19 protein-coding genes are annotated in these 20,737 nt (G+C 73.8%); 6 read left to right on the forward strand and 13 right to left on the reverse strand.

The window, feature by feature from the left end; translation table 11 throughout:
* Positions 1–24 precede the first annotated feature (24 nt).
* From ACIBW6_RS27150 to ACIBW6_RS27170, 5 genes are read right to left on the reverse strand one after another with little or no spacing between them, the layout of a single operon-like run.
* A complete protein-coding gene (locus tag ACIBW6_RS27150; RefSeq protein ID WP_399064027.1) occupies positions 25–822 on the reverse strand; it encodes a type III pantothenate kinase in 798 nt (265 codons plus the stop codon).
* Positions 822–1,829, reverse strand: a complete 1,008-nt coding sequence (gene nadC, locus ACIBW6_RS27155) for a carboxylating nicotinate-nucleotide diphosphorylase (RefSeq protein ID WP_399064029.1) — start codon at positions 1,827–1,829, stop codon at positions 822–824. The genes ACIBW6_RS27150 and nadC overlap by 1 nt, the downstream gene beginning before the upstream one ends.
* On the reverse strand, positions 1,826–3,544 hold the full coding sequence (locus tag ACIBW6_RS27160) for an L-aspartate oxidase (RefSeq protein WP_399064031.1): 1,719 nt from the start codon (positions 3,542–3,544) through the stop codon (positions 1,826–1,828). The genes nadC and ACIBW6_RS27160 overlap by 4 nt, the downstream gene beginning before the upstream one ends.
* Positions 3,541–4,581 carry a pantoate--beta-alanine ligase gene (gene panC, locus ACIBW6_RS27165; protein ID WP_399064033.1) on the reverse strand — a complete coding sequence of 347 codons (1,041 nt, stop codon included), beginning with the start codon at positions 4,579–4,581 and terminating at the stop codon, positions 3,541–3,543. The genes ACIBW6_RS27160 and panC overlap by 4 nt, the downstream gene beginning before the upstream one ends.
* Positions 4,578–5,513 (reverse strand): Rossmann-like and DUF2520 domain-containing protein, encoded by a 936-nt coding sequence (locus ACIBW6_RS27170; protein WP_399064035.1) that lies wholly within the window; start codon positions 5,511–5,513, stop codon positions 4,578–4,580. Before ACIBW6_RS27170 ends, panC begins: the two co-directional genes overlap by 4 nt.
* Before the next feature lie 134 nt (positions 5,514–5,647).
* Between ACIBW6_RS27170 and ACIBW6_RS27175 the strand changes: the two genes are divergently transcribed.
* Positions 5,648–6,832 (forward strand): threonine aldolase family protein, encoded by a 1,185-nt coding sequence (locus ACIBW6_RS27175; RefSeq protein WP_399064036.1) that lies wholly within the window; start codon positions 5,648–5,650, stop codon positions 6,830–6,832.
* Positions 6,833–6,839: 7 nt separating this feature from the next.
* On the opposite strand, the gene ACIBW6_RS27180 is transcribed toward ACIBW6_RS27175, so the two are convergent.
* Positions 6,840–7,091, reverse strand: coding sequence for a hypothetical protein (locus tag ACIBW6_RS27180; RefSeq protein ID WP_399064038.1), 252 nt, complete (start codon positions 7,089–7,091; stop codon positions 6,840–6,842).
* A gap of 199 nt (positions 7,092–7,290) precedes the next feature.
* On the opposite strand from ACIBW6_RS27180, the gene ACIBW6_RS27185 reads away from it, so the two are divergent.
* On the forward strand, positions 7,291–8,397 hold the full coding sequence (locus ACIBW6_RS27185) for a DUF5937 family protein (RefSeq protein WP_399064040.1): 1,107 nt from the start codon (positions 7,291–7,293) through the stop codon (positions 8,395–8,397).
* A 352-nt stretch (positions 8,398–8,749) separates the two neighbouring features.
* Here the strand turns inward: ACIBW6_RS27185 and ACIBW6_RS27190 are convergent, their stop codons facing one another.
* Complete coding sequence (locus ACIBW6_RS27190) at positions 8,750–9,421, reverse strand: response regulator (protein WP_399064042.1); 672 nt, start codon at positions 9,419–9,421, stop codon at positions 8,750–8,752.
* 55 nt (positions 9,422–9,476) lie between these two features.
* Complete coding sequence (locus tag ACIBW6_RS27195; RefSeq protein ID WP_399064044.1) at positions 9,477–10,679, reverse strand: sensor histidine kinase; 1,203 nt, start codon at positions 10,677–10,679, stop codon at positions 9,477–9,479.
* 163 nt (positions 10,680–10,842) lie between these two features.
* Here ACIBW6_RS27195 and ACIBW6_RS27200 point away from each other — a divergent pair, with 163 nt between their 5' ends.
* Positions 10,843–11,955, forward strand: a complete 1,113-nt coding sequence (locus ACIBW6_RS27200) for an SAM-dependent methyltransferase (RefSeq protein WP_399064244.1) — start codon at positions 10,843–10,845, stop codon at positions 11,953–11,955.
* Here ACIBW6_RS27200 and ACIBW6_RS27205 read toward each other — a convergent pair.
* Positions 11,920–13,071, reverse strand: coding sequence for an NADH-quinone oxidoreductase subunit D (locus ACIBW6_RS27205; RefSeq protein WP_399064046.1), 1,152 nt, complete (start codon positions 13,069–13,071; stop codon positions 11,920–11,922). The two genes, ACIBW6_RS27200 and ACIBW6_RS27205, sit on opposite strands and share 36 nt — an antisense overlap.
* A gap of 31 nt (positions 13,072–13,102) precedes the next feature.
* Here ACIBW6_RS27205 and ACIBW6_RS27210 point away from each other — a divergent pair, with 31 nt between their 5' ends.
* Positions 13,103–13,627, forward strand: coding sequence for a PH domain-containing protein (locus ACIBW6_RS27210; protein ID WP_399064048.1), 525 nt, complete (start codon positions 13,103–13,105; stop codon positions 13,625–13,627).
* 380 nt (positions 13,628–14,007) lie between these two features.
* On the forward strand, positions 14,008–15,291 hold the full coding sequence (locus ACIBW6_RS27215; RefSeq protein ID WP_399064246.1) for a PH domain-containing protein: 1,284 nt from the start codon (positions 14,008–14,010) through the stop codon (positions 15,289–15,291).
* Between the two features lie 256 nt (positions 15,292–15,547).
* Here the strand turns inward: ACIBW6_RS27215 and ACIBW6_RS27220 are convergent, their stop codons facing one another.
* The 4 genes from ACIBW6_RS27220 to ACIBW6_RS27235 form a co-directional block, all read right to left on the reverse strand.
* The gene (locus tag ACIBW6_RS27220) at positions 15,548–16,534 is read right to left on the reverse strand and encodes a hypothetical protein (protein ID WP_399064050.1); all 987 of its coding nucleotides are present in this window, start codon (positions 16,532–16,534) and stop codon (positions 15,548–15,550) included.
* Positions 16,535–16,683: 149 nt separating this feature from the next.
* Positions 16,684–17,634, reverse strand: coding sequence for an ABC transporter substrate-binding protein (locus ACIBW6_RS27225; RefSeq protein WP_399064051.1), 951 nt, complete (start codon positions 17,632–17,634; stop codon positions 16,684–16,686).
* A gap of 227 nt (positions 17,635–17,861) precedes the next feature.
* Positions 17,862–18,530, reverse strand: coding sequence for an ABC transporter permease (locus tag ACIBW6_RS27230; RefSeq protein WP_399064053.1), 669 nt, complete (start codon positions 18,528–18,530; stop codon positions 17,862–17,864).
* Positions 18,527–19,264, reverse strand: a complete 738-nt coding sequence (locus tag ACIBW6_RS27235; protein ID WP_399064055.1) for an ABC transporter permease — start codon at positions 19,262–19,264, stop codon at positions 18,527–18,529. Before ACIBW6_RS27235 ends, ACIBW6_RS27230 begins: the two co-directional genes overlap by 4 nt.
* 196 nt (positions 19,265–19,460) lie before the next feature.
* Between ACIBW6_RS27235 and ACIBW6_RS27240 the strand changes: the two genes are divergently transcribed.
* Positions 19,461–20,636, forward strand: coding sequence for an ABC transporter ATP-binding protein (locus ACIBW6_RS27240; protein ID WP_399064057.1), 1,176 nt, complete (start codon positions 19,461–19,463; stop codon positions 20,634–20,636).
* Positions 20,637–20,737: the final 101 nt, after the last annotated feature.

The raw sequence follows: 20,737 nt of genomic DNA on the forward strand, positions 1-20,737 counted from the left end.
GGTCACTCACGCGAGACGCGCCGCTCACTGTCGCGAGACGTTGCGCTCATACACGAGCCGCAGGCCGATCAGGGTCAGCCACGGCTCGTGCTCGTCGATGACCGAGGCCTCGCCGAGGATGATCGGCGCGAGGCCGCCGGTGGCGATGACCGTTACGTCGTCCGGGTCCGCGGCCAGTTCCTTCGCCATGCGGTGCACGACGCCGTCGACCTGGCCGGCGAAGCCGTAGACGATGCCCGCCTGCATGGCCTCGACCGTGTTCTTGCCGATCACGCTGCGCGGCCGGGCCAGTTCGATCTTGCGGAGCTGCGCGCCGCGGACGCCGAGCGCCTCCACGGAGATCTCGATGCCGGGGGCGATGACGCCGCCCGCGTACTCGCCGCGCGCGGAGACCGCGTCGAACGTCGTCGCCGTGCCGAAGTCCACGACGATCGCCGGGCCGCCGTACAGCTCGACGGCCGCGACCGCGTTGATGATGCGGTCGGCGCCGACCTCCTTGGGGTTGTCCATGAGGATCGGGACGCCGGTCTTGATGCCGGGTTCGACCAGGACGGCGGGGACGTCGCCGTAGTAACGGCGGGTGACCTCGCGCAGTTCGTGCAGGACCGAGGGGACGGTCGAGCAGATGGCGATGCCGTCGATGCCGTCGCCCAGCTCGTCGCCGAGCAGCGGGTGCATGCCCATCAGCCCCTGGAGCAGGACCGCGAGCTCGTCGGCGGTCCTGCGCGCGTCGGTGGAGATGCGCCAGTGCTCGACGATCTCCTCGCCGTCGAACAAACCGAGGACGGTGTGGGTGTTGCCCACGTCGATGGTGAGCAGCATCAGGCGCTCGCCCCTCGGAGGTCGAGGCCGATGTCCAGGATCGGCGAGGAGTGGGTGAGGGCGCCGACGGCGAGGTAGTCGACGCCGGTCCTGGCGTACGTCGCCGCGTTCTCCAGCGTCAGGCGGCCGGAGGACTCCAGGAGCGCGCGGCCGGCGGTGAGCGCCACGGCCTCCTCGGTCTCCTCGGGCGTGAAGTTGTCGAGGAGGATCAGGTCGGCGCCCGCCTCCAGGACGTCGCGGAGCTGGTGCACGGTGTCGACCTCGACCTCGACCGGCAGGCCCGGGAAGCGGTCGCGGACCGCCTGGAAGGCCTGCGCGACGCCGCCCGCGGCGACCACGTGGTTGTCCTTGACCAGCGCCGCGTCCGAGAGGGACATGCGGTGGTTGACGCCGCCGCCCGCGCGGACCGCGTACTTCTCCAGGGAGCGCAGGCCCGGGGTCGTCTTGCGGGTGTCGCGGACCTTTGCCTTCGTGCCCTCCAGCGCGTCCGCCCACGCGCGCGTGGCGGTGGCGATGCCGGACAGGCGGCACAGCAGGTTGAGCGCGCTGCGCTCGGCGGTGAGCAGGTCGCGGGTGCGGGTGGTGACGGACAGCAGCTTCTGGCCCGCGCTCACGAGGTCGCCGTCCTCGGCGTGCCGCTCGACCTCGAACTCGTCGGTGGCCACGACGGAGATGATCGCCTCGGCGATCCGCAGACCGGCCACCACCCCGTTCTCCCGGGCGGTGAAGTCGGCGGTGGCGACGGCCTCTTCGGGGATCGTGGCGACCGTGGTCACGTCGACGCCGCCGTCGAGGTCCTCGGCGATCGCCATGTGGGCGATGTCCTCGACCTCGACCGGGTGCAGCCCCGCGTCCAGCAGGAGCTGGGCGAGCGACGGGTCGAGGCCGCACTCCATGGCGTCCGCGGCGTCGTCGGCTGCGCCCTGCGCGCAGCCGCAGCCGTCACCGCAGCCGGCGCTGTCGACGGCTGCCAGGGGGAGGTCGGGGGTGGCGCTCACGTCGGTCACTGCTCCTGAAGGGTCGTTGCCGGGAAGTCTGCGGTCTGAGTGGTGTGTGTGGCCAGAGTGCGGTCGGGATTGAGGCCCACGACGATGTGGCGGCGCCAGTTCGCGTCGTCGCGGTCGGCGAAGTCCTCGCGCCAGTGGCAGCCGCGGGTCTCCTCGCGGCGGCGGGCCGCGGCGACCAGGACGCGGGCCACGCACAGCAGGTTCGTCGCCTCCCAGGTGTCCACGCCCGGCTCGGCCGTCTTGCCGTCCTCGGCCAGCGAGTTGACGGCCTCGGCGTGGATGCGGCCCAGCTGCGCGGCGGCCTCGGCGAGCGAGTCGGCGGAGCGCAACACGCCCGCGCCCTTCGTCATCACCCGCTGGATGGCGAACCGGGCCTCCGGCGGCAGCAGCGGGTGGGTCGGGGTCCGCGGGTGGGGCAGGGGCGCCGGCACGCGCGCGTGGAGCTGCTGCCCGGCGTGCTGCCGTGTGATGTCGTCCGCGATGCGCTCCGCGTAGACGAGCCCTTCCAGGAGCGAGTTCGAGGCGAGCCGGTTGGCGCCGTGGACGCCGGTGCAGGCGACCTCGCCGCACGCGTACAGGCCGGGCACGGTGGTGCGGCCCCGCGGGTCGGTGCGGACGCCCCCGGAGGCGTAGTGCGCGGCCGGGGCGATGGGGACGGGCTCGGTGACCGGGTCGATGCCGTGCGCGCGGCAGGCGGCGAGGATGGTGGGGAAGCGGTGCTCCCACATGGCGGCGCCGAAGTGGCGTCCGTCCAGGTACATGTGGTCGGTGCCCTGCTCCTGCATGCGGCGCGTGATGCCCTTGGCGACGATGTCGCGCGGGGCGAGTTCGGCCAGCTCGTGCTGGCCCACCATGAAGCGCACGCCGTCCGCGTCCACCAGGTGGGCGCCCTCGCCGCGGACGGCTTCGGAGACGAGCGGCTGCTGGCCCTCGGCGTCCGCGCCCAGGAAGAGCACCGTCGGGTGGAACTGGACGAACTCCAGGTCGCTGACCTCGGCTCCGGCGCGCAGGGCGAGGGCGACGCCGTCGCCGGTCGACACGTGCGGGTTCGTGGTCGCCGAGAAGACCTGGCCCATGCCGCCGGTGGCGAGGACCACGGCGGGGGCCAGGGCCGCGCCGACGCCGTCGTGCTGGCCCTCCCCCATCACGTGCAGGGAGACCCCGGCCGTGCGGCCGTCGGCGTCCGTCAGCAGGTCCAGGACGAGGGCGTTCTCCACGGTGCGGATGCCGCGCGCGCGGACCGCCTCGACCAGGGCGCGGGAGACCTCGGCGCCCGTCGCGTCGCCGCCCGCGTGCGCGATGCGGCGCCGGTGGTGGCCGCCCTCGCGGGTGAGGGCCAGCTCGCCGTCGTCGGCCGCGTCGAAGTGGGCGCCGGTCGCGATGAGGCGGCGTACGGCACCGGGGCCCTCGGTGACGAGGGTGCGCACGGCCTCCTCGTCGCACAGGCCCACGCCCGCCACCAGGGTGTCGTCCAGGTGCTGGTCGGGGGTGTCGCCCTCGCCGAGCGCCGCGGCGATGCCGCCCTGCGCCCAGCGGGTGGAGCCGTCGTCGAGGCGGGCCTTGGTGACCACGACGGTGGTCAGGCCCGCGGCCTCGCAGCGCAGGGCCGCGGTCAGGCCCGCGACGCCGGAGCCGACGATGACGACGTCGGCCTCGACGGACCAGCCGGGGGCGGGGGCGTGCAGACGTATGCCGGTGTCTACGAAAGCGCTCACGGGTGGGCTCCGAACGTCAGGGGCAGGTTGTCGATCAGCCGGGTGGTGCCGACGCGCGCGGCGACGGCGAGCAGCGCGTCGCCCACGAAGTCGTCGCCCACGTCGGTGAGGTCGGCCGGGTCGACCAGGGCCAGGTAGTCCAGTTCGACCGGGGGGCGCAGGCGCGCGGCCTCGTCCAGGATCTGGCGGGCCGCCGCGCGCACGGCCGCGGGGCCGCCCGGGGTGGCGACGGCGTGGGCGTCGGCCGCGGCGCGGGCCTCGCCGAGGGCGCCGAGCGCCAGGGCGCGGGCGTGCGTGGAGGGGAGCTCGGCGGCCCGGGCGCGCAGGGCCTGCTGGGCGGCGTGCCGGTCGCGGCCCGCGAACAGGGCGCGGGACAGGGCGAGCGCGCTGCGGCGCTCATCGGGCGACAGGTAGCGGTTGCGGGAGGAGAGAGCCAGGCCGTCGCTCTCGCGGACGGTGGGCACGGCGACGATCTCCACGTCGAAGTTCAGGTCGCGCACCATGCGGCGGATCAGGGCGAGCTGCTGCGCGTCCTTCTGCCCGAACAGGGCGACGTCCGCGCGCGTGAGGTGCAGCAGCTTGGCGACGACGGTGAGCATGCCGTCGAAGTGGCCGGGGCGCGAGGCGCCTTCCAGCCGCTCGCCCATGGGCCCGGCCGCGATGCGCACCTGCGGCTGCCCGCCGGGGTAGACCTCGTCGACGGAGGGGGCGAAGACGGCGTCGGCGCCCGCCTGTTCGGCGATCTTGATGTCGGCGTCCAGGGTGCGCGGGTAGCGGTCCAGGTCCTCGCCCGCGCCGAACTGCAGCGGGTTCACGAAGACGGTGACGACGACCTCGCCGTCGGGGCCCGCGTGCTCGCGGGCGGTGCGGACCAAGGTGGCGTGGCCTTCGTGCAGGGCGCCCATGGTCATGACGACGACGCGCCGCCCTTCGCGCGTGCGGGCCCGCAGTTGGGCGCCTTCGTGGAGCAGGGCTGTGCTCCTCGGGCTCCTCGGGCTCGTCGGGGTCGTCGGGGTCGTCGGGCTCGTCGGGCTCATCGGGTCTCCTCCGCGCCGGTCGCGAGGACGCCCAGCAGGTCCTCGGCGAGTTCGGGCTTGAGCAGGCCGTGCGCGAGGGCGCGGTCGGCGGTGGCGCGGGCCATCGCGAGGTAGCCGGGGACGGTCCCGGGGGCGTGCTTGCGCAACTCCGTGACGTGCGCGGCGACCGTGCCGGCGTCGCCGCGGGCGACGGGTCCGGTCAGGGCCGCGTCACCGGACCTGAGGGCGTTGTCCAGGGCGGCGCCGAGCAGCGGGCCCAGCATCCGGTCGGGGGCGGCGACGCCCGCTTCCCGCAGCAGGTCCAGGGCCTCGGCGACCAGGGTGACCAGGTGGTTCGCGCCGAGGGCGAGGGCCGCGTGGTAGAGCGGGCGCATCTCCTCGGCGATCCACTCCGGTTCGCCGCCCATCTCGATGACCAGGGCCTCGGCGGCCAGGCGCAGCTCCTCGGGCGCGGTGACGCCGAAGGAGCAGCCGGCCAGCCGCTGGACGTCGACGGCGGTGCCGGTGAACGTCATGGCGGGGTGCAGCGCGAGCGGCAGGGCGCCCGCGCGCAGAGCGGGGTCGAGGACCTTGACGCCGTACCGTCCCGAGGTGTGGGCGAGCAGTTGTCCGGGGCGGATCGAGCCGGTCTCCACGAAGCCCTCGACGAGGCCCGGCAGCGCGTCGTCCGGGACGGTGAGCAGCACGAGGTCGGCGCGGGCGAGGACCTCGGCGGGCGGCACCAGCGGCACGTCCGGCAGGAGGGCGGCGGCGCGCCGCACGGAGGCGTCGGAGACTCCGGAGACGGCGACCGGGCGGTGCCCGGCCAGCTGGAGCGACGCGGCGAGCGCGGGCCCCACGCGGCCGGCGCCGACGACGCCCACGGTGAGGCGGGCCGGGCGGTCCTTGGGGTCGGGCGGCTCGGGTCGGGGGTTCGGGGAGGGAAGTGACACGGGGCGAGGGCCTTCCGTTCCAGTCCGCTCGGGGTACCGGACGATTTCTCGTCATGTTAACGCTATCTGGGCGCGGGGGCCTCGGTCGTCCACAGGCTGTGGGCAAGCGCACGCGCGTACGACATGATCCGTGGATGAACGAGAACGACGAGTCCGACGCACCCGAGGCGCAGCAGGCGGCGCGCCGGATCGCGGCCCGCCGGGGCGCGCGGCGGACGCTGGCCCGGCTGCCGAGCGACAGCACCCTGGGCGAGCGGCTCACTCAGCTGTCGGCCGCCGCGGAGACGGTGACCGACCCCGGCGGCGGCCTCGACATCTACGGGGACGGGGTCGTCGCCGACCTGGAGGCGCGGGTCGCCACACTGCTCGGCAAGGAAGCGGCCGCGTTCTTCCCCACCGGCACGATGGCCCAGCAGGTCGCGCTGCGCTGCTGGGCCGGGCGCACCGGCAGCCCGACGGTCGCCCTGCACCCGCTGGCCCACCCGGAGGTGCACGAGCGCGACGCCCTGGCGCAGCTCTCGGGGCTGCGCACGGTGCACCCCACCCAGGAGCCGCGGCAGATCACGGCCGACGAGGTGGACGCGCTCGACGAGCCGTTCGGGACGCTGATGCTCGAACTACCGCTCAGGGACGCCGGTTTCGTGCTGCCCTCCTGGCAGGAGCTGACGGAGGTGTGCGCGGCGGCACGCGCGCGGGACGCCGTCGTGCACCTCGACGGGGCACGGCTGTGGGAGTGCACGGACCACTTCGGGCGGCCGATCGACGAGATCGCCGAGCTGGCGGACAGCGTCTATGTGTCGTTCTACAAGACGCTCGGCGGGCTCAGCGGCGCGGCGCTCGCCGGCCCCCGCTCGTTCGTCGAGGAGGCCAGGGCCTGGCGGCACCGGTATGGGGGCCAGGTCTTCCAGCAGTTCCCGCAGGTGATCGCAGCGCTGGCGGGCCTGGACCGGGAGCTGCCGCGGCTGCCGGAGTACGTGGCGCACGCGCGCGTGGTGGCGGAAGCGATGCAGGAGGGCTTCGCGGAGGCCGGGGTGCCGTGGGCGCGGGTCCACCCGCGGCCGCCGCACACGCACCAGTTCCGGGTCTGGCTGCCCTACGCGCCCGAGGTGCTCTCGGAGGCCGCCGTCGCGCAGGCGGAGGAGACGCGGGTGGCGCTGTTCGGGCGCTGGTGGGCGACGGGCGCGGTGCCGGGCCTGTCGGTCACCGAGGTCACGGTCACCGCGGCGGGCCTTGAGTGGAGCGCCGGCGACGTCCGCGCGGCCGTCGCGGAATTCACGGACCTCGTGGGCCTCGTGGGCCGGCTGCCGGGCCCGGCGTAGCGGCGGCTCAGCACCCCGCCGCGGGCCGGTGGCGCGCGGTGCGGCGGCGCGTCCCCGAGCGCAGCGCATGCAGGCCGCGGGCGAACGCGGCGCGGGTCCGACCGCGCGCCGGGCGGCCCGCGACGACGGCTTCGAAGCGGCGGTTGTCCCGCAACTCCCGCAGGGCGGCCCAGTCGTACGTGCCGGGGGCGGGGCCCGGTGACTCGCCGCGCTGGGCGGCCCGGTAGACGTCGAGTGCGTACTGCTGGTTGACGGTCATGACGAACACCTCGCTCAACATCATCATTGTCGCGCTGTCCCCCGCGGCGCGGCGAGCCCGGACGGTACGGTCCGCTCCCCGCCGCGCTCCGGGGCCGATGACCAGGACACTCCTCCGGGCCCCGCGCCCCGGTCACGTCGATTGACGGCTCCCGTCAATCGACGCCCCCGCTGTCGGTGGCGGCGGGCACCATGGGGTCATGAGCGTGCGGATCGACATCACCGGCCTGACGCCCGAGCGCGTCGCCGTCGTGCCCTCGCCCCTGGCGGAGCTGGGCATGGCGCTGCACGCGCTGGCCGAGCCCGCGCACCATCCGGGGCTCCAGGGGTGGACGACGAGCGTGTCCGCGTGCCTGGACCCGTGCCTGGCCGACCGGCTGTGCGAGGCGGACTTCCTGTGGCGGACGACGTTCTCGGACGTCTTCACGCCGTCGGCCGGGATCGCCGGGCGCCGCGGCCGCCCGGGGGCGACGCTCGCCGAGGAGCTCGACCTGCTCGACAAGCTCTCCGACGAGCAGTTCGTGGACGCGGCGCTGGAGTTCACCTGCCAGTCCACGTACGCGAGCCGCAGCGTCAGCCGGCTCGACGATCCGCGCACCCGTGAGCGCGCGCTCGACCTGGCGGCGGCGCGCGGGGCGCACCAGGTGCGGTTCACCCAGCGGCTGCTGGACGACCCGCCCGCCGTCCGGGCCTGGTTCCGCGAGCTGCTGCGCGACTGCGAGGAGGCGTTCTTCGCGGACGTCTGGTCCCGGGTGCAGCACCAGCTGGCGGCCGACGCGCGGCACAAGACGGAGCTCGTCCGCCGCAAGGGCATCGGAGCCGCCCTCCAGGCCGCCTCCGCCGCGGTCTCGCTCGACGCGCCGGGCCGCACCGTGACCGTCGACAAGATCACCGAGGGGGTCGCGTCGGTGGCGGACGGGGACCTCGTCCTGGTGCCGACCAGCCTGGGGTGGCCTCATCTGTGGGTGCTGCACCGCGCGGGCTGGCAGCCGATGATCACGTACCCCGTCTCGTCGCCAGGGCCCACCGCGCCGCCCTCCGTCGAGCAGCTGACGCGGCGCATGGCGGCGCTGGCCCACCCGGTGCGGATGCGGCTCTGCCGCCACCTGGCGCGCGGTTCGTACACGACGAGCGAGCTGGCCGACGCGCACGGGATGTCGGCGCCGGAGATATCCCGGCACCTGTCGGTGCTGAAGAAGGCGGAGCTGATCACGACGCGGCGCAAGGGGCGCTATGTGCAGCACCAGTTGGACCTGAGCGTGGTCTCGCGGCTCGGCGGCGACTTCATCGAGGGCGTGCTGCGGTGAGCGTGGCTTCTCGCGGGCGTGGCGGGGTGAGCGCGGCTCTTCGCGGACGTGGCGCGGTGAGCGCAGCCTTTCGGCGTGCTGCGTGAGCGCGGCTCTTCGCGGACGTGGCGCGGTGAGCGCGGCTCTTCGCGGACGTGGCGCGGTGAGCGAAGCCTTTCGGCGTGCTGCGTGAGCGCGGCTCTTCGCGGGCGTGGCGCGGTGAGCGAAGCCTTTCGGCGTGCTGCGTGAGCGCGGCTCGTCGCGGGCGTGGCGCGGTGAGCGCGGCTTGTCGGCGTGCCGCGGTCCGCGCGGCTTCTCGCGGGCGGGCCGCGGGGCGCGCGGCTTCTCGCGGGCGGGCCGCGGGGCGCGCGGTTCAGCCGTGGCCGCCTGCGCGGACCAGCCCCGTCTCGTAGGCGAGGACGACGACCTGGACGCGGTCGCGCAGGTCCAGCTTGGTGAGGATGCGGCCGACGTGCGTCTTCACGGTGGCCTCGGAGAGCACCAGGTGCGCCGCGATCTCGCCGTTCGACAGGCCTTGGGCGACGAGGACCATCACCTCGCGCTCGCGCTCGGTGAGCCGCTCCAGCTGCTTGTGCCGCGGCTCCTTGGCGCCGCTGGGCAGCATCGGCGCGAACCGGTCGAGCAGCCGCCGCGTGGTCGACGGCGCGACGACCGCGTCGCCGCTGTGCACCGAGCGGATCGCGGTGAGCAGCTCGCCGGGCGGCACGTCCTTCAACATGAAGCCCGAGGCGCCCGCCTTCAGGCCGGAGAAGGCGTACTCGTCGAGGTCGAACGTGGTCAGGATCAGCACCTTCGGCGGGTTGGGGTCCGCGCAGATCCGCCGGGTCGCCTCGACGCCGTCCAGCTTCGGCATGCGCACGTCCATGAGGACCACGTCCACCGCCGTCGCGCGCAGCACCTCCAGCGCCTCGACGCCGTCGCCGGCCTCGGCGACGACCTCCATGTCCGGCTGGGCGGCGAGCACCATCCGGAAGCCGGTGCGCAGCAGTACCTGGTCGTCGACGAGCATGACCTTGATCGACATCGGGCGGGTCCTCACATCTCGTGGCGGCGGGTGCGGCTTCGGTCGCCGGTGCGTGTCACTGGGCGGGCTTGAGCGGCAGCAGGGCGCTGATGCGGAAGCCACCGCCGGGACGCGGGCCCGCGTCGAGCGTGCCGCCGACCATACCGATGCGCTCCCGCATCCCGATCAGACCGTGGCCGCGGCCGTCCGCGCCCCCGTCCTCGTACAGCTCGTGCGGGGCGCCCTTGCCGTCGTCCTCGACGAGCAGGCCGAGGCCGTCGTCGAAGTAGACGAGCCGGACGCTCGCGCCCGCGTTCGGGCCACCGTGCTTGCGGGTGTTGGTCAGGGCCTCCTGCACGATGCGGTACGCGGTCAGCTCGACACCGCTGGGCAGCGGGCGCGCGGTGCCCTCCACCTTGAAGTCGACCGGCAGTCCCGCCGTGCGCACCTGCTCGACGAGGTCCTCGATCTGCTCGACGTCGGGCTGCGGCACGTACTCGCCGCCCTCCTCGTGCTCGCCGGTGCGCAGCACGCCCAGCAGCCGGCGCATCTCGGCGAGCGCCTGGCGGCCCGTGCCCGAGATGGTCTCCAGCGCCTTCTTGGCCTGGTCGGGCGCCTGGTCCAGGACGTAGGCGGCGCCGTCGGCCTGCACCACCATCACCGACACGTTGTGCGCGACGACGTCGTGCAACTCGCGGGCGATGCGCGCCCGTTCCGCGGCGACCGCGACCTTCGACTGGGCCTCGCGCTCCTTCTCCAGGCGGGCGGCGCGCTCCTCCAGCTGCGCCAGGTAGGCGCGGCGGGTGCGCAGCGAGTCGCCCAGGACCCAGGCGAGGGCGAACGGCACCATCTGGAAGACGGTTATCGCGACGTGGCCCGCGCCGCTGGAACTCATCGTGGGCCAGCGCAGCTCCGCGAGCGGCGCCGCGCACAGGCCGCCGGCGAGGGCGAGCCGGGACGCCCAGCGGGGGCCGCTCACCGCGACGGTGTAGATGATCACCAGCATCGCGAAGTCCGACGGGTTGACCCGCGCGCCGAAGACCAGTTGCGCGAGCCCCGCGCCGATCGCGAGCAGCAGCATCTTCTGCGGCATCCGGCGGCGCAAAGCCACAACCAGGGACAGCAGGACGGCGCAGCCGAGCGAGACCGCCTCGTTCCCGCGCGGCGGCGAGCCGTTCATGCCGCTGCCGCTCGCCACCGAGATCCCGAGCAGGATCACGGCCCAGAAGCCGTCGACCCACGTCGGGTGTCTGCGGAGGAAGTCGTAGAGACGCTGCACGTAACCCAGCGTAGGCAGGCCCGCGGCCCGCCGGGGTCAACCGGAGGACCGATCCGCGCCGGGCGCGCGTACTCCCCAAGGTGGAGGCGCGTCCGCCCCTTGCGCATAGCCTTCGGGCGTGGAGCACGCACAGCAGGGCGACGGGACCGGGTGGCGCGAGGCCATGGAGGAGGCCTTGTACGGCCCGCGCGGCTTCTACCGCAGGCCCGAGGGGCCGGCCGGGCACTTCCGTACGTCGGTGCACGCCTCCGCGCTGTTCGCGGGCGCCGTGGCCACCCTTCTGTGCCGGGTCGACGCGGCGCTCGGGGAACCCGCCGAGCTGGCGTTCGTCGACATGGCGGCGGGCCGGGGCGAGCTGGTCGCGGGTGTCCTGCGGGAACTGCCGGCCGGGGTGGCCGCACGCGTGCGTGCCTACGCGGTGGAGAAAGCGGAACGCCCCGCGCACCTCGATCACCGGATCGAGTGGCGGGCCGCACCACCCTCCGGGGTCAGCGGCCTGCTCTTCGCGAACGAGTGGCTCGACAACGTGCCCCTGGAGGTCGTCGAGACGGACGCCGAGGGCACGGCCCGCCGCGTCCTCGTGCGCCCGGACGGCACCGAGAGCCTCGACCCGGCGCCGCTCGACGACGAGCCGCGCCGCTGGCTGGAGACGTGGTGGCCGCTGCCCGCCGAGCCCGGGCTGCGCGCCGAGGTCGGCCTCGACCGGGACACGGCGTGGGCGGCGGCGGTCGGCTCCCTGCGGCGCGGCCTGGCCGTCGCCGTGGACTACGCCCACGCGCGCGCGGCCCGGCCGCCCTTCGGCACGCTGACCGGTTTCCGGGACGGCCGCGAGAGCGCGCCGGTGCCGGACGGCTCCTGCGACCTCACGGCGCACGTGGCCCTGGACGCGTGCGCGGTGACCCGGGACGCCCGCGTCGTCGCGCAGCACACCGCCCTGCGGGCCCTGGGGGTCACCGGGGGCCGCCCGCCGCTCGCGCTGGCGTCCCAGGACCCGGCGGCGTACGTCCGGGCGCTCACGCGGGCGGGAGAGGCCGCGGAGCTGACGGCCCGAGGCGGCCTGGGGGACTTCGGCTGGCTGCTGGAGCCGGTGGAACTGCCGGGCGGCGCGCTTCTTGCGCAGGCCGCCGACCACGCGGAGGCCGCAGGCCACGCGGAGGCCGCAGGCCACGCGGAGGCCGCAGGCCACGCGGGGGCCGCAGGCCACGCGGGGGCCGCAGGCCACGACGGGCCGGGCAGGCCCCTACTTGTCGATGTCGCCGACCACGAAGAACAGTGATCCCAGGATGGCCACCATGTCGGCGACCAGCGTCCCCGGCAGCAGCTCGGCCAGCGCCTGGATGTTGTTGTAGGAGGCGGAGCGCAGCTTCAGCCGGTACGGCGTCTTCTCGCCCTTGCTGACGAGGTAGTAGCCGTTGATGCCGAGCGGGTTCTCCGTCCACGCGTACGTGTGGCCCTCGGGCGCCTTGAGGACCTTGGGCAGGCGCTGGTTGACCGGGCCCGGCGGGAGGTCGGCGAGCCGGTCCAGGCAGGCGTCGGCGAGGTCGAGGGCGACGTGGGACTGCTCCAGGAGGCACTCGAAGCGCGCCAGGCAGTCACCTTCTTGCCGCGTGACGACCTTCAGGGTGTCCTGCAGCTCCCCGTAGGCGAGGTACGGCTCGTCGCGCCGCAGGTCGAAGTCGACGCCGGAGGCGCGGGCGATGGGGCCGCTGACCCCGTAGGCGTGCGCCGCCTCGGGTGACAGGACGCCGACGCCGCGGGTGCGGGCCCGGAAGATCTCGTTGCCGAGGACCAGCCGGTCGTAGACGTCCATGCGGGAGCGCACGTCCGCGACGGCGGCCCGCGCGCGGCCCGTCCAGCCGAGCGGCAGGTCCTCCTTGAGGCCGCCGACCCGGTTGAACATGTAGTGCATGCGGCCTCCGGAGACCTCCTCCATGACGTTCTGGAGCTCCTCGCGCTCCCGGAAGGCGTGGAAGACCGGAGTGATTCCGCCCAGTTCGAGCGGGTACGAACCCAGGAACATCAGATGGTTGAGCACCCGGTTCAGCTCGGCGAGCAGGGTCCGCAGCCAGACCGCGCGCTCGGGGACCTCCATGCCCAGCATCCGCTCCACGGCGAGCACGACGCCCAGCTCGTTCGAGAAGGCGGAGAGCCAGTCGTGGCGGTTGGCGAGCATCACGATCTGCCGGTAGTCGCGCGCCTCGAAGAGCTTCTCCGCTCCTCGGTGCATGTAGCCGATGACCGGTTCCGCCTGCTGGATGCGCTCGCCGTCGAGCACGAGACGCAGACGCAGCACCCCGTGCGTAGAGGGGTGCTGCGGACCGATGTTGAGCACCATGTCCGTGCTCTCCGCGGCACCACCGATGCCGACCGTGGCCTGAGTCGTGGGCGTCATGCGGACAGTCTCTCCTACGTAGGGTGGTCGTATGGAAACGGGGACTACAGGGGCGACAGAGCCCGCGGACGGCGTCGAGGACCGGTCGGCGGACGAGCCGCTCTGGACGGGCGTGCGGCCCGGCCTGCTGGCGGTGCGGCGGCTGCTGCTGGCGCTGTGCACCGTGCCGCCCGCCGTGGCCGCCGGGGTGCTGCTCGGGCTCTTCGCGGGTCCGGCCTGGGCGCTCTTCGCCCTGCTGCCGCTGGCCGTCCTGGCGTGGGGCTGGCCGATGCTGGGCCGCAACTGGCGCTCGTGGCGGTACGCGGAGCGGGCCGACGACCTGCTCATCAGCCGCGGCGTCCTGTGGCGTGAGGAAACGATCGTGCCGTACGGCCGGATGCAGCTCGTCGAGGTGACCTCGGGCCCGCTGGAGCGGAAGTTCGGCCTGTCCAGCCTGCAACTGCACACCGCGGCCGCGGCCACCGACGCGACGATCCCGGGCCTGGTGCCGGCCGAGGCCGAACGGCTGCGCGACCGCCTCACCGAGCTCGGCGAGGCCCGATCGGCGGGCCTGTGACGGCCTCCCACGAGCCCGAGAGCGCCCCGGCCACGGCGCCTCCTGGCTCCGCCGACGAGGCCGAGGGCTCCCCGGCCACGAAGGTCCCGGGCTCCGCCCACGAGGCCGACGGGTCACCTGCCACGAAGGTCCCGGGCTCCGTACGGGAGGCCGACGGGTCACCTGCCACGGCGCCCCCCGCATCCGCCCACGAGGCCGACGACTCCCCGGCCACGAAGGTCCCAGGCTCCGTACGGGAGGCCGACGGCTCACCTGCCACGGCGCCCTCCGGCTCCGCCCACGAAACCGACGACTCCCCGGCCACGAAGCCCCCCGGCTCCGCCCACGAGCCCGACGACTCCCCGGCCACGAAGACCCCAGGCTCCGTACGGGAGCAGCGCCTGCACCCCGTCACGCCGCTGCGGCGGGCCTGGGCGCCGATAGCCGTCCTGCTCGGCTGGGCCGTGCACGACATGGACCAGGCCCAGCGCCAGCTGGCCCACCTCACCGGCGCCACCCTGCTCATCGGCCTGGCCGTGCTGGTGCCGGCCGCCGCCCTGTACGGCTTCCTCACCTGGTGGTTCACGCACTTCGCCGTGACCGACACCGAACTGCGCATCCGTACGGGCCTGCTCTTCCGCCGCACCGCCCACATCCGGCTCGACCGCCTCCAGGCCGTCGACATCACCCAGCCGCTGGTGGCCCGCCTCGTAGGCGTGGCCAAGCTGAAACTCGACGTCGTAGGCGCCGAGAAGAAGGACGAGCTCTCCTACCTGGGCGAGAAGCAGGCCCGCGACCTGCGGGCCGAACTCCTCGCCCGCGCCGCCGGATTCGCCCCCGAGTCGGCGCACGAGGTGGGCGAGGCTCCGGCGCGCCAGATCCTGCACACGCCCCCGCGCACGCTCGCGGTGGCACTGCTCCTGACGGGCGCCCCGTGGGGGATGCTGCTGGCGGCGGCCGCCGTACCCGCCTTCTTGTGGTTCGCCACCCACAACCTGTGGACAGTGATCGGCGCCGGGGTGCCGCTGGCCGGAGCGGCCTTCACGCACAGCGCGGGCCGCTTCATCAAGGAGTACGACTGGACGGTGGGCGAGTCCCAGGACGGCCTGCGCATCGACCACGGGCTGCTCGACCGGGTGCACGAGACGGTGCCGCCGGGCCGGGTGCAGACCGTCCGCGTCGTCGAGCCGCTGCTGTGGCGGCGGCGCGGCTGGGTCCGCGTCGAACTGCGCGTCGCCGGGTCCGCGAACTCCGTCCTCGTCCCCGTCGCCCCGCGCGAGCACGCCGAGGACGTCATCGCACGGATCCTGCCGGGCGTCGCGGTCCCCAAGCCCGCCGACTTCGTCCCCGCGTCCCGGCGCGGCCGCTGGTGCGTGCCGGTCTGGTGGCGGGCCTACGGGGTCGCCGTCACGGAGACGGCGTTCGCCGCGCGCCACGGGCTCCTGCGGCGCCGGGTCGCCCTCGTCCCGCACGCCAAGGTGCAGAGCGTGCGGCTGACCCAGGGGCCCTGGGAGCGCTGCTGGCGAGTGGCGGGGCTCCACCTGGACACCGGGGCCAACAGCACCGTGACGGCCCGGCTGCGGGACGCGCAGGAGGCCGCGGAGCTGCTGCGGGCCCAGGCGGACCGGTCGCGCACCGGGCGCAGGGCGGCCCGCCCGGACCGCTGGATGAGCACGACGCCGTAGGGAGTGCCGCCGGCCTCCGCCGCGACCCGGTCCGGCCGGTCATGTGAAAAGGCGCCCTACCGGTCATACGAAAAGGCGCCCTGCAGGAGTAGGGCGCCTTCTTGTGCGACGCGGCCCGCTTATGTGGGGCAGGCGCTCATGTGGCACTGGCGCCTATGTGGCGCGGGCGCTCATCTGGCGCCGCCGCTTATGTGCGGCCCCCGCTTATGCGCCGCCCCCGCTCATGTACGCGGCTGCGACAGGCCCCCAAAGGGGCTCAGGCCCGCAGTGCGGACCGCAGGTCGTTCACGTCGATCTGCTCGGTCTCGTCATGGGCGGTCAGGTCGATGACCTCCTGCTCGGCGAGCGCCTCTTCCCCGATGACGTCGGCCAGGTCCTCGTCCGGCTCCGCCGCCGCGCGCGTCTCCGGCCCGGCCTCGGCGGCGGTCTCGGCCTCGGCGGCCGCCTCGGTCCCGGCCTGCGCCTGGGCGTCGTCGCCGCTCGTCCCGAAGAAGTCGAAGCCGCCCTGGGGGACCTTGCGGACCGGCGCCGCGGGCGCCACCGCCGCGGCGACCGGCACGGTGTAGTGACCGGACGCCGCGCGGGACTTCCCCCGCGAATCGCTCTCCTCGGCGGCGGCGGGCGGCTCGGGCCGCCGCGCGAGCCGGTCGAGGGCCGCGTTCGCCCGCAGGTACAGGGCCGCCCCGGCCGGTGGACCGGACGGCGTCCCGCCCGAACCCGGCTCGGCCGGGGACGGAGCCTGGGCCGGGGCCGACGCCTGAGCCGGTGGCAGCGCCCGCGTCGGGACCGCGGCCTCGATGGCGAGCCGGCGCCGGCCCTCCAGGGCGCTGGCCCGCTCCGTCTCGGCGTTCGCGTACCGCCGCAGCAGCGCCGCGTGCTCGTTGCGCAGCGCGGCCAGCTCGGACCGCTTCGCGCGCAGCTTGCCCTCCAGCTTGACGCGCAGCTCCCGCGACTCCTCGAGGTCGCCCTCCAGCTCGGCCACGGCCTCCTCGTGCCGCCAGCGCTCGCTCGCGGCGCCCCGGGTCAGGTCGGCGACCTGCTTGCCCGCGAGCCGGTCCCAGCGGCGCATCACGACCGAGCCGACCACGGCCGCCGCGGCGGCGGCCGCGGTGACGCAGCGCAGGACGAGCGGATCGCCGGAGAGCCAGACGCCGCCCGCGCAGACGAGCGGCACACCGGCGATCACCGAAGGCGGCAGGATGCGGTGCAGGGGTGGGGAATGGCGGTGGCGTCCACGTGGCATGGCCAGAAACTTACCGCGCGTAGGCGAATCGCGAAGCCCCGCCCGGCAAAATCCGGGCACAGGCGGCACAGAATCCTCCGAACTCACACCACAAGGCACCCACTTACGCCTCCGTCACTCCCCCGAACCCGCTCTCCGGCCCATCAAGATCATTTACCGATGAGGCCCTTGGACTCCAGATAGTCCTTCGCGACATCGGCCTCCTTCTGCCGCTCGGCGTCGACCTTGCGGTTCAACTCGACGAGATCCTCCGTGGTGAGCGTCTTGGTCAGCTTCCCGAGAACGTCGGTTATCCCCTGATCACCGGCGTCCTTCGCGTTCACCACCGGAATGATGTTGTCCGCGTTCTGCAGCTTCTTGTCGTCGTCCAGCAGGACGAGACCGAAGTTCTTCAGCGTCGCGTCGGTCGTGGTCGTCAGGACCAGCTGGTCCGTGCCGTTCTTCACCGCCTGCTTGGACTGCGTGGTGCCGACGCCCTTGGGGTCGATCCCCGTGACGTCGATCCCGTACGTCTTCTTCAGCCCCGGCGCGCAGAACGGCCGCTCCTCGCACTCGTCACCGGCCGCGATCTTGACCTTCTGGCCCGACGCGCCCAGGTCCGAGAGCGTCTTGAGCTTGTGCTTGGCGGCGAAGCTCTCGCTCACCGCGAACGCGTTCTGGTCGACCGCGCCGCCCGCGTCCAGCACCTTCAGGCCCTGCGGCTCCGCGAGCTCGCGCAGCGCGGTGACGGTGGCCTCGACATCGCTGGAGGCGACCGGCTTGGCATCCGCGCCGTTCTTCTTCAGGTTGAGGAATTCGGCGAGCGTCGCCGCGTATTCGGGCACGACGTCGATGGCGCCCTTGGCGAGCTGCGGCTCATAGATCTCGCGGTTCTCGACCGTCTTGACCGACGCGTCGTACCCGGCGTCGCTCAATATCTGCCGGTACAGCTCACCGAGCACCTTGGCCTCGGTGAAACTGGCGGCGCCGACGACGACCTTGCCCTTCTTGGCACCGGAGTCGCCGCTGCTGCCCGCGTCGTCCTTGCCCTCCAGGCTGTCGCCACCGCACGCGGCAAGTCCCGCGCTCAGCGCACCGACCGCCACGGCCGTCACAGCCATTCGACGCATTCTGCTGTTCATCGCTCTCCTTGTTGCACTGCTCGGTCGCACTGCCGGACTTTCACAAAGCACCGCACTTACGGGCTCCCCGCACCGGACTCCCTGCCCGTCCACGGACCCCATGCGCGCAGATTCCCGCCCGCCCCCGAACGCACGGCCGTCGCGGTCGCGCGCGGTCGCGGTCGGTCGCGGTCGGTCACCGTCGGCGGGAAGCACCGCCGCCCCCGTCAGGCCCTTCCCCGCATGGGGTCGAGCACCCGGCCCACCGCCACGAAGACCGCCTCCACGAGCAGCGCCAGCGCGGCCACGAGCACGGCACCGGCCACCACTTGCGAGGTGTTCTGCAGGTTGAACCCGGCCGTGATGATCCGCCCGAGCCCGCCCTCCCCCGCCATCGCGGCCAGCGTCGCCGTCGCGATGACCTGCACCGCCGCCGACCGCAGCCCCGTCATCACCAGCGGGTACGCCAGCGGCAGCTCGACCCGGGCGAAGACCTGGCGGCCGCTCATGCCCATGCCGCGCGCGGCCTCCACCACCGAGCGGTCGACCTCGCGCATCCCCACATAGGCGTTGGTCAGCAGCGGCGGCACCGCGAAGAGCACCAGCGCGATCAGCGTCGGCACGTCGCCGTGGCGGCCGAGCGGGGTGAGGGTCAGCAGGACGAGGACGGCGAGCGTCGGCACCGCACGCCCCACGTTCGACACGTTGATCGCGAGGGCGCCGCCCTTGCCGATGTGCCCGAGCCACAGGGCGAGCGGCAGCGCCAGCAGACAGGCGACGGCGAGCGCGACCCCGCTGAAGTACAGGTGCTCGGCGAGGCGGTGCCACACCCCCTTCTCGCCCTGCCAGTTGGCCCCCGTGCTCAGCCAGTCGTACGCACCCGATATCGCGTTCATGCCACCTTCTCCGGCTCCGCGGCGACCGCGGCCTTCCGTATGCGCGGTCCGCGCGCGGAGCGCCCGGCGCTCACCCGCGTCCACGGCGTGAGCCACCGCTGCACGCCGAGCAGCAGCAGGTCGGCGAGGACAGCGAGCACCACACAGAGCACAGAGGCGGTCAGCACCTGGGCCTTGAAGTCACTGTCGAGGCCGTCGAGGATCAGCGTGCCGAGGCCGCCGTAGTCGACGATCGCGCCGACCGTCGTCAGCGCCACGGTGGAGACCGTGGCGATACGGACACCGGCCAGCAGGGCCGGCAGCGCCAGCGGCAGCTCGACCTCCCACAGCAGCCGCAGCGGTCCGTACCCCATCCCGCGCGCGGCCTCGCGGGCCTCTTCCGGCACGGACTGCAGCCCCGCCAATATGTTGCGCACGAGAATCGTCAGCGAATAGAGCACGAGCCCGGTGACCACCAGCGAGGCCGAAAGCCCGAACAGGGGCAGCAGCAGCGAGAACATCGCCAGCGACGGAATCGAGTAGAAGACGGTCGTCAGGCCGAGCACCGGCCCGGCGAAAGCCCGCTTGTGCCGGGCGAGCAGCGCCAGCGGGAAGGCGATGAGCACGCCGATCAGCACCGAGGCCACGGTGATTCCCACGTGCTGCACGGTCGCGTCGACCAATTCCTGGCTGCGCGTGCGCAGATACTCTCCGCACACCCAATCGTTCGCCACCAGGCAGTTCTGTTCGCTCACCCCGCCCACCTCCCCCGAATCCCCCGAACGTATGTCAGGTACCCGTACTCGCGCACGCACGTTCCCGACTGCCGACGACCCTAGCGGCCGCCACTGACAATGGCCGAGACCCGACCCCCGCCCGCAACATTCCCTTCACATGACTGACGTGCCGGGGCGTGCCCAACGCGGCCCCGGCGCGGCAGAATAGGCTCCCATGATCCGGTTCGAGCACGTCAGCAAGCGGTATGCGGACGGCACCACTGCCGTCGACGACCTGTCCTTCGAGGTGAACGAGGGCGAACTGGTCACGCTCGTCGGCCCGTCGGGCTGCGGCAAGACCACGACGATGAAGATGGTGAACCGGCTCATCGAACCCACCGCGGGCCGGATATTCCTCGACGGCGACGACATATCCGCCATCGACCCGGTGCAGCTGCGACGCCGGATCGGCTACGTCATCCAGCAGGTGGGCCTCTTCCCCCACAAGACGGTGCTGGACAACACCGCGACGGTGCCACACCTGCTCGGCGTCAAGCGCGCCGAGGCCCGCGCCCGCGCGGCCGAACTGCTCGACCTGGTCGGCCTGGACCCGAAGACGTTCGGCGACCGCTACCCCGACCAGCTCTCGGGCGGCCAGCGCCAGCGGGTCGGCGTGGCCCGGGCGCTGGCCGCAGACCCGCCGGTGCTGCTGATGGACGAGCCGTTCGGCGCGGTCGACCCCGTGGTCCGCGACCACCTGCAGACCGAGTTCCTGCGGCTCCAGCAGACGCTCGGCAAGACGGTCCTGTTCGTCACGCACGACATCGAGGAAGCGGTGCGCCTCGGCGACCGCATCGCCGTGTACGGCCAAGGCGGCATCGAGCAGTTCGACACCCCCTCGGCCGTCCTGGGCGCCCCCGCCACCCCGTACGTGGCTGACTTCGTCGGTGCCGACCGGGGACTGAAGCGCCTGTCCGTGACGCCCATCGAGGAGGGCGACCTGGAGCAGCCGCCCGTGGTCCACCTCGACGACCCGCTGCCCCGGGAACTCGACGCCCGCTGGGCCGTCGTCCTGGACAGCGACAACAACCTGCACGGCTGGATCTCCGCCGAGCACGCGCGCGAGGCCGCGCAAGAGAGCGGCCCGGGCGGCGCGACCGTACGCGACCACGCGCGCCGCATGGAGGCCTGGCTGCCGGTCGGCGCCTCGCTCAAGCAGGCGTTCGCGACGATGCTCCAGCACGACGCGGGGTGGATCGCGGTCATCGACGCGCGCTCCGAGGGCCGCTTCCTCGGGGTGCTGACGCCGGCCAGGCTGCATGAGGCGCTGCGCCGCTCCACCGCCGCGGACGCGCGCGACATCGCGCGCGCGGAGGTCGAACTGGAGACCGTGGCACCACTGCACACGTAAGCAGGCCTCGGCCGGAGGCGGCCCCGCGGCGGGAACCGGCGGCACCGCTCGTCCGGACATCCGCGGCGCCGCTCGCCCGGACTTCCGCGCGCCGGTTGCGC

The organism is Streptomyces sp. NPDC049813, from assembly GCF_044465085.1.
In the GTDB taxonomy this organism is placed as follows: Bacteria; Actinomycetota; Actinomycetes; order Streptomycetales; family Streptomycetaceae; genus Streptomyces.

What these genes read in the sequence shown, in the direction of transcription:
- ACIBW6_RS27180 (WP_399064038.1), bottom strand. Translation starts at nt 7,091, where the DNA reads ATGACCGTCAACCAGCAGTACGCACTCGACGTCTACCGGGCCGCCCAG.
- ACIBW6_RS27220 (WP_399064050.1), bottom strand. Translation starts at nt 16,534, where the DNA reads ATGCCACGTGGACGCCACCGCCATTCCCCACCCCTGCACCGCATCCTG.
- ACIBW6_RS27210 (WP_399064048.1), top strand. Translation starts at nt 13,103, where the DNA reads ATGGAAACGGGGACTACAGGGGCGACAGAGCCCGCGGACGGCGTCGAG.
- ACIBW6_RS27190 (WP_399064042.1), bottom strand. Translation starts at nt 9,421, where the DNA reads ATGTCGATCAAGGTCATGCTCGTCGACGACCAGGTACTGCTGCGCACC.
- ACIBW6_RS27185 (WP_399064040.1), top strand. Translation starts at nt 7,291, where the DNA reads ATGAGCGTGCGGATCGACATCACCGGCCTGACGCCCGAGCGCGTCGCC.
- ACIBW6_RS27225 (WP_399064051.1), bottom strand. Translation starts at nt 17,634, where the DNA reads ATGGCTGTGACGGCCGTGGCGGTCGGTGCGCTGAGCGCGGGACTTGCC.
- ACIBW6_RS27200 (WP_399064244.1), top strand. Translation starts at nt 10,843, where the DNA reads ATGGAGGAGGCCTTGTACGGCCCGCGCGGCTTCTACCGCAGGCCCGAG.
- ACIBW6_RS27205 (WP_399064046.1), bottom strand. Translation starts at nt 13,071, where the DNA reads ATGACGCCCACGACTCAGGCCACGGTCGGCATCGGTGGTGCCGCGGAG.
- ACIBW6_RS27175 (WP_399064036.1), top strand. Translation starts at nt 5,648, where the DNA reads ATGAACGAGAACGACGAGTCCGACGCACCCGAGGCGCAGCAGGCGGCG.
- ACIBW6_RS27240 (WP_399064057.1), top strand. Translation starts at nt 19,461, where the DNA reads ATGATCCGGTTCGAGCACGTCAGCAAGCGGTATGCGGACGGCACCACT.
- panC (WP_399064033.1), bottom strand. Translation starts at nt 4,581, where the DNA reads ATGAGCCCGACGAGCCCGACGACCCCGACGACCCCGACGAGCCCGAGG.
- ACIBW6_RS27230 (WP_399064053.1), bottom strand. Translation starts at nt 18,530, where the DNA reads ATGAACGCGATATCGGGTGCGTACGACTGGCTGAGCACGGGGGCCAAC.
- ACIBW6_RS27150 (WP_399064027.1), bottom strand. Translation starts at nt 822, where the DNA reads ATGCTGCTCACCATCGACGTGGGCAACACCCACACCGTCCTCGGTTTG.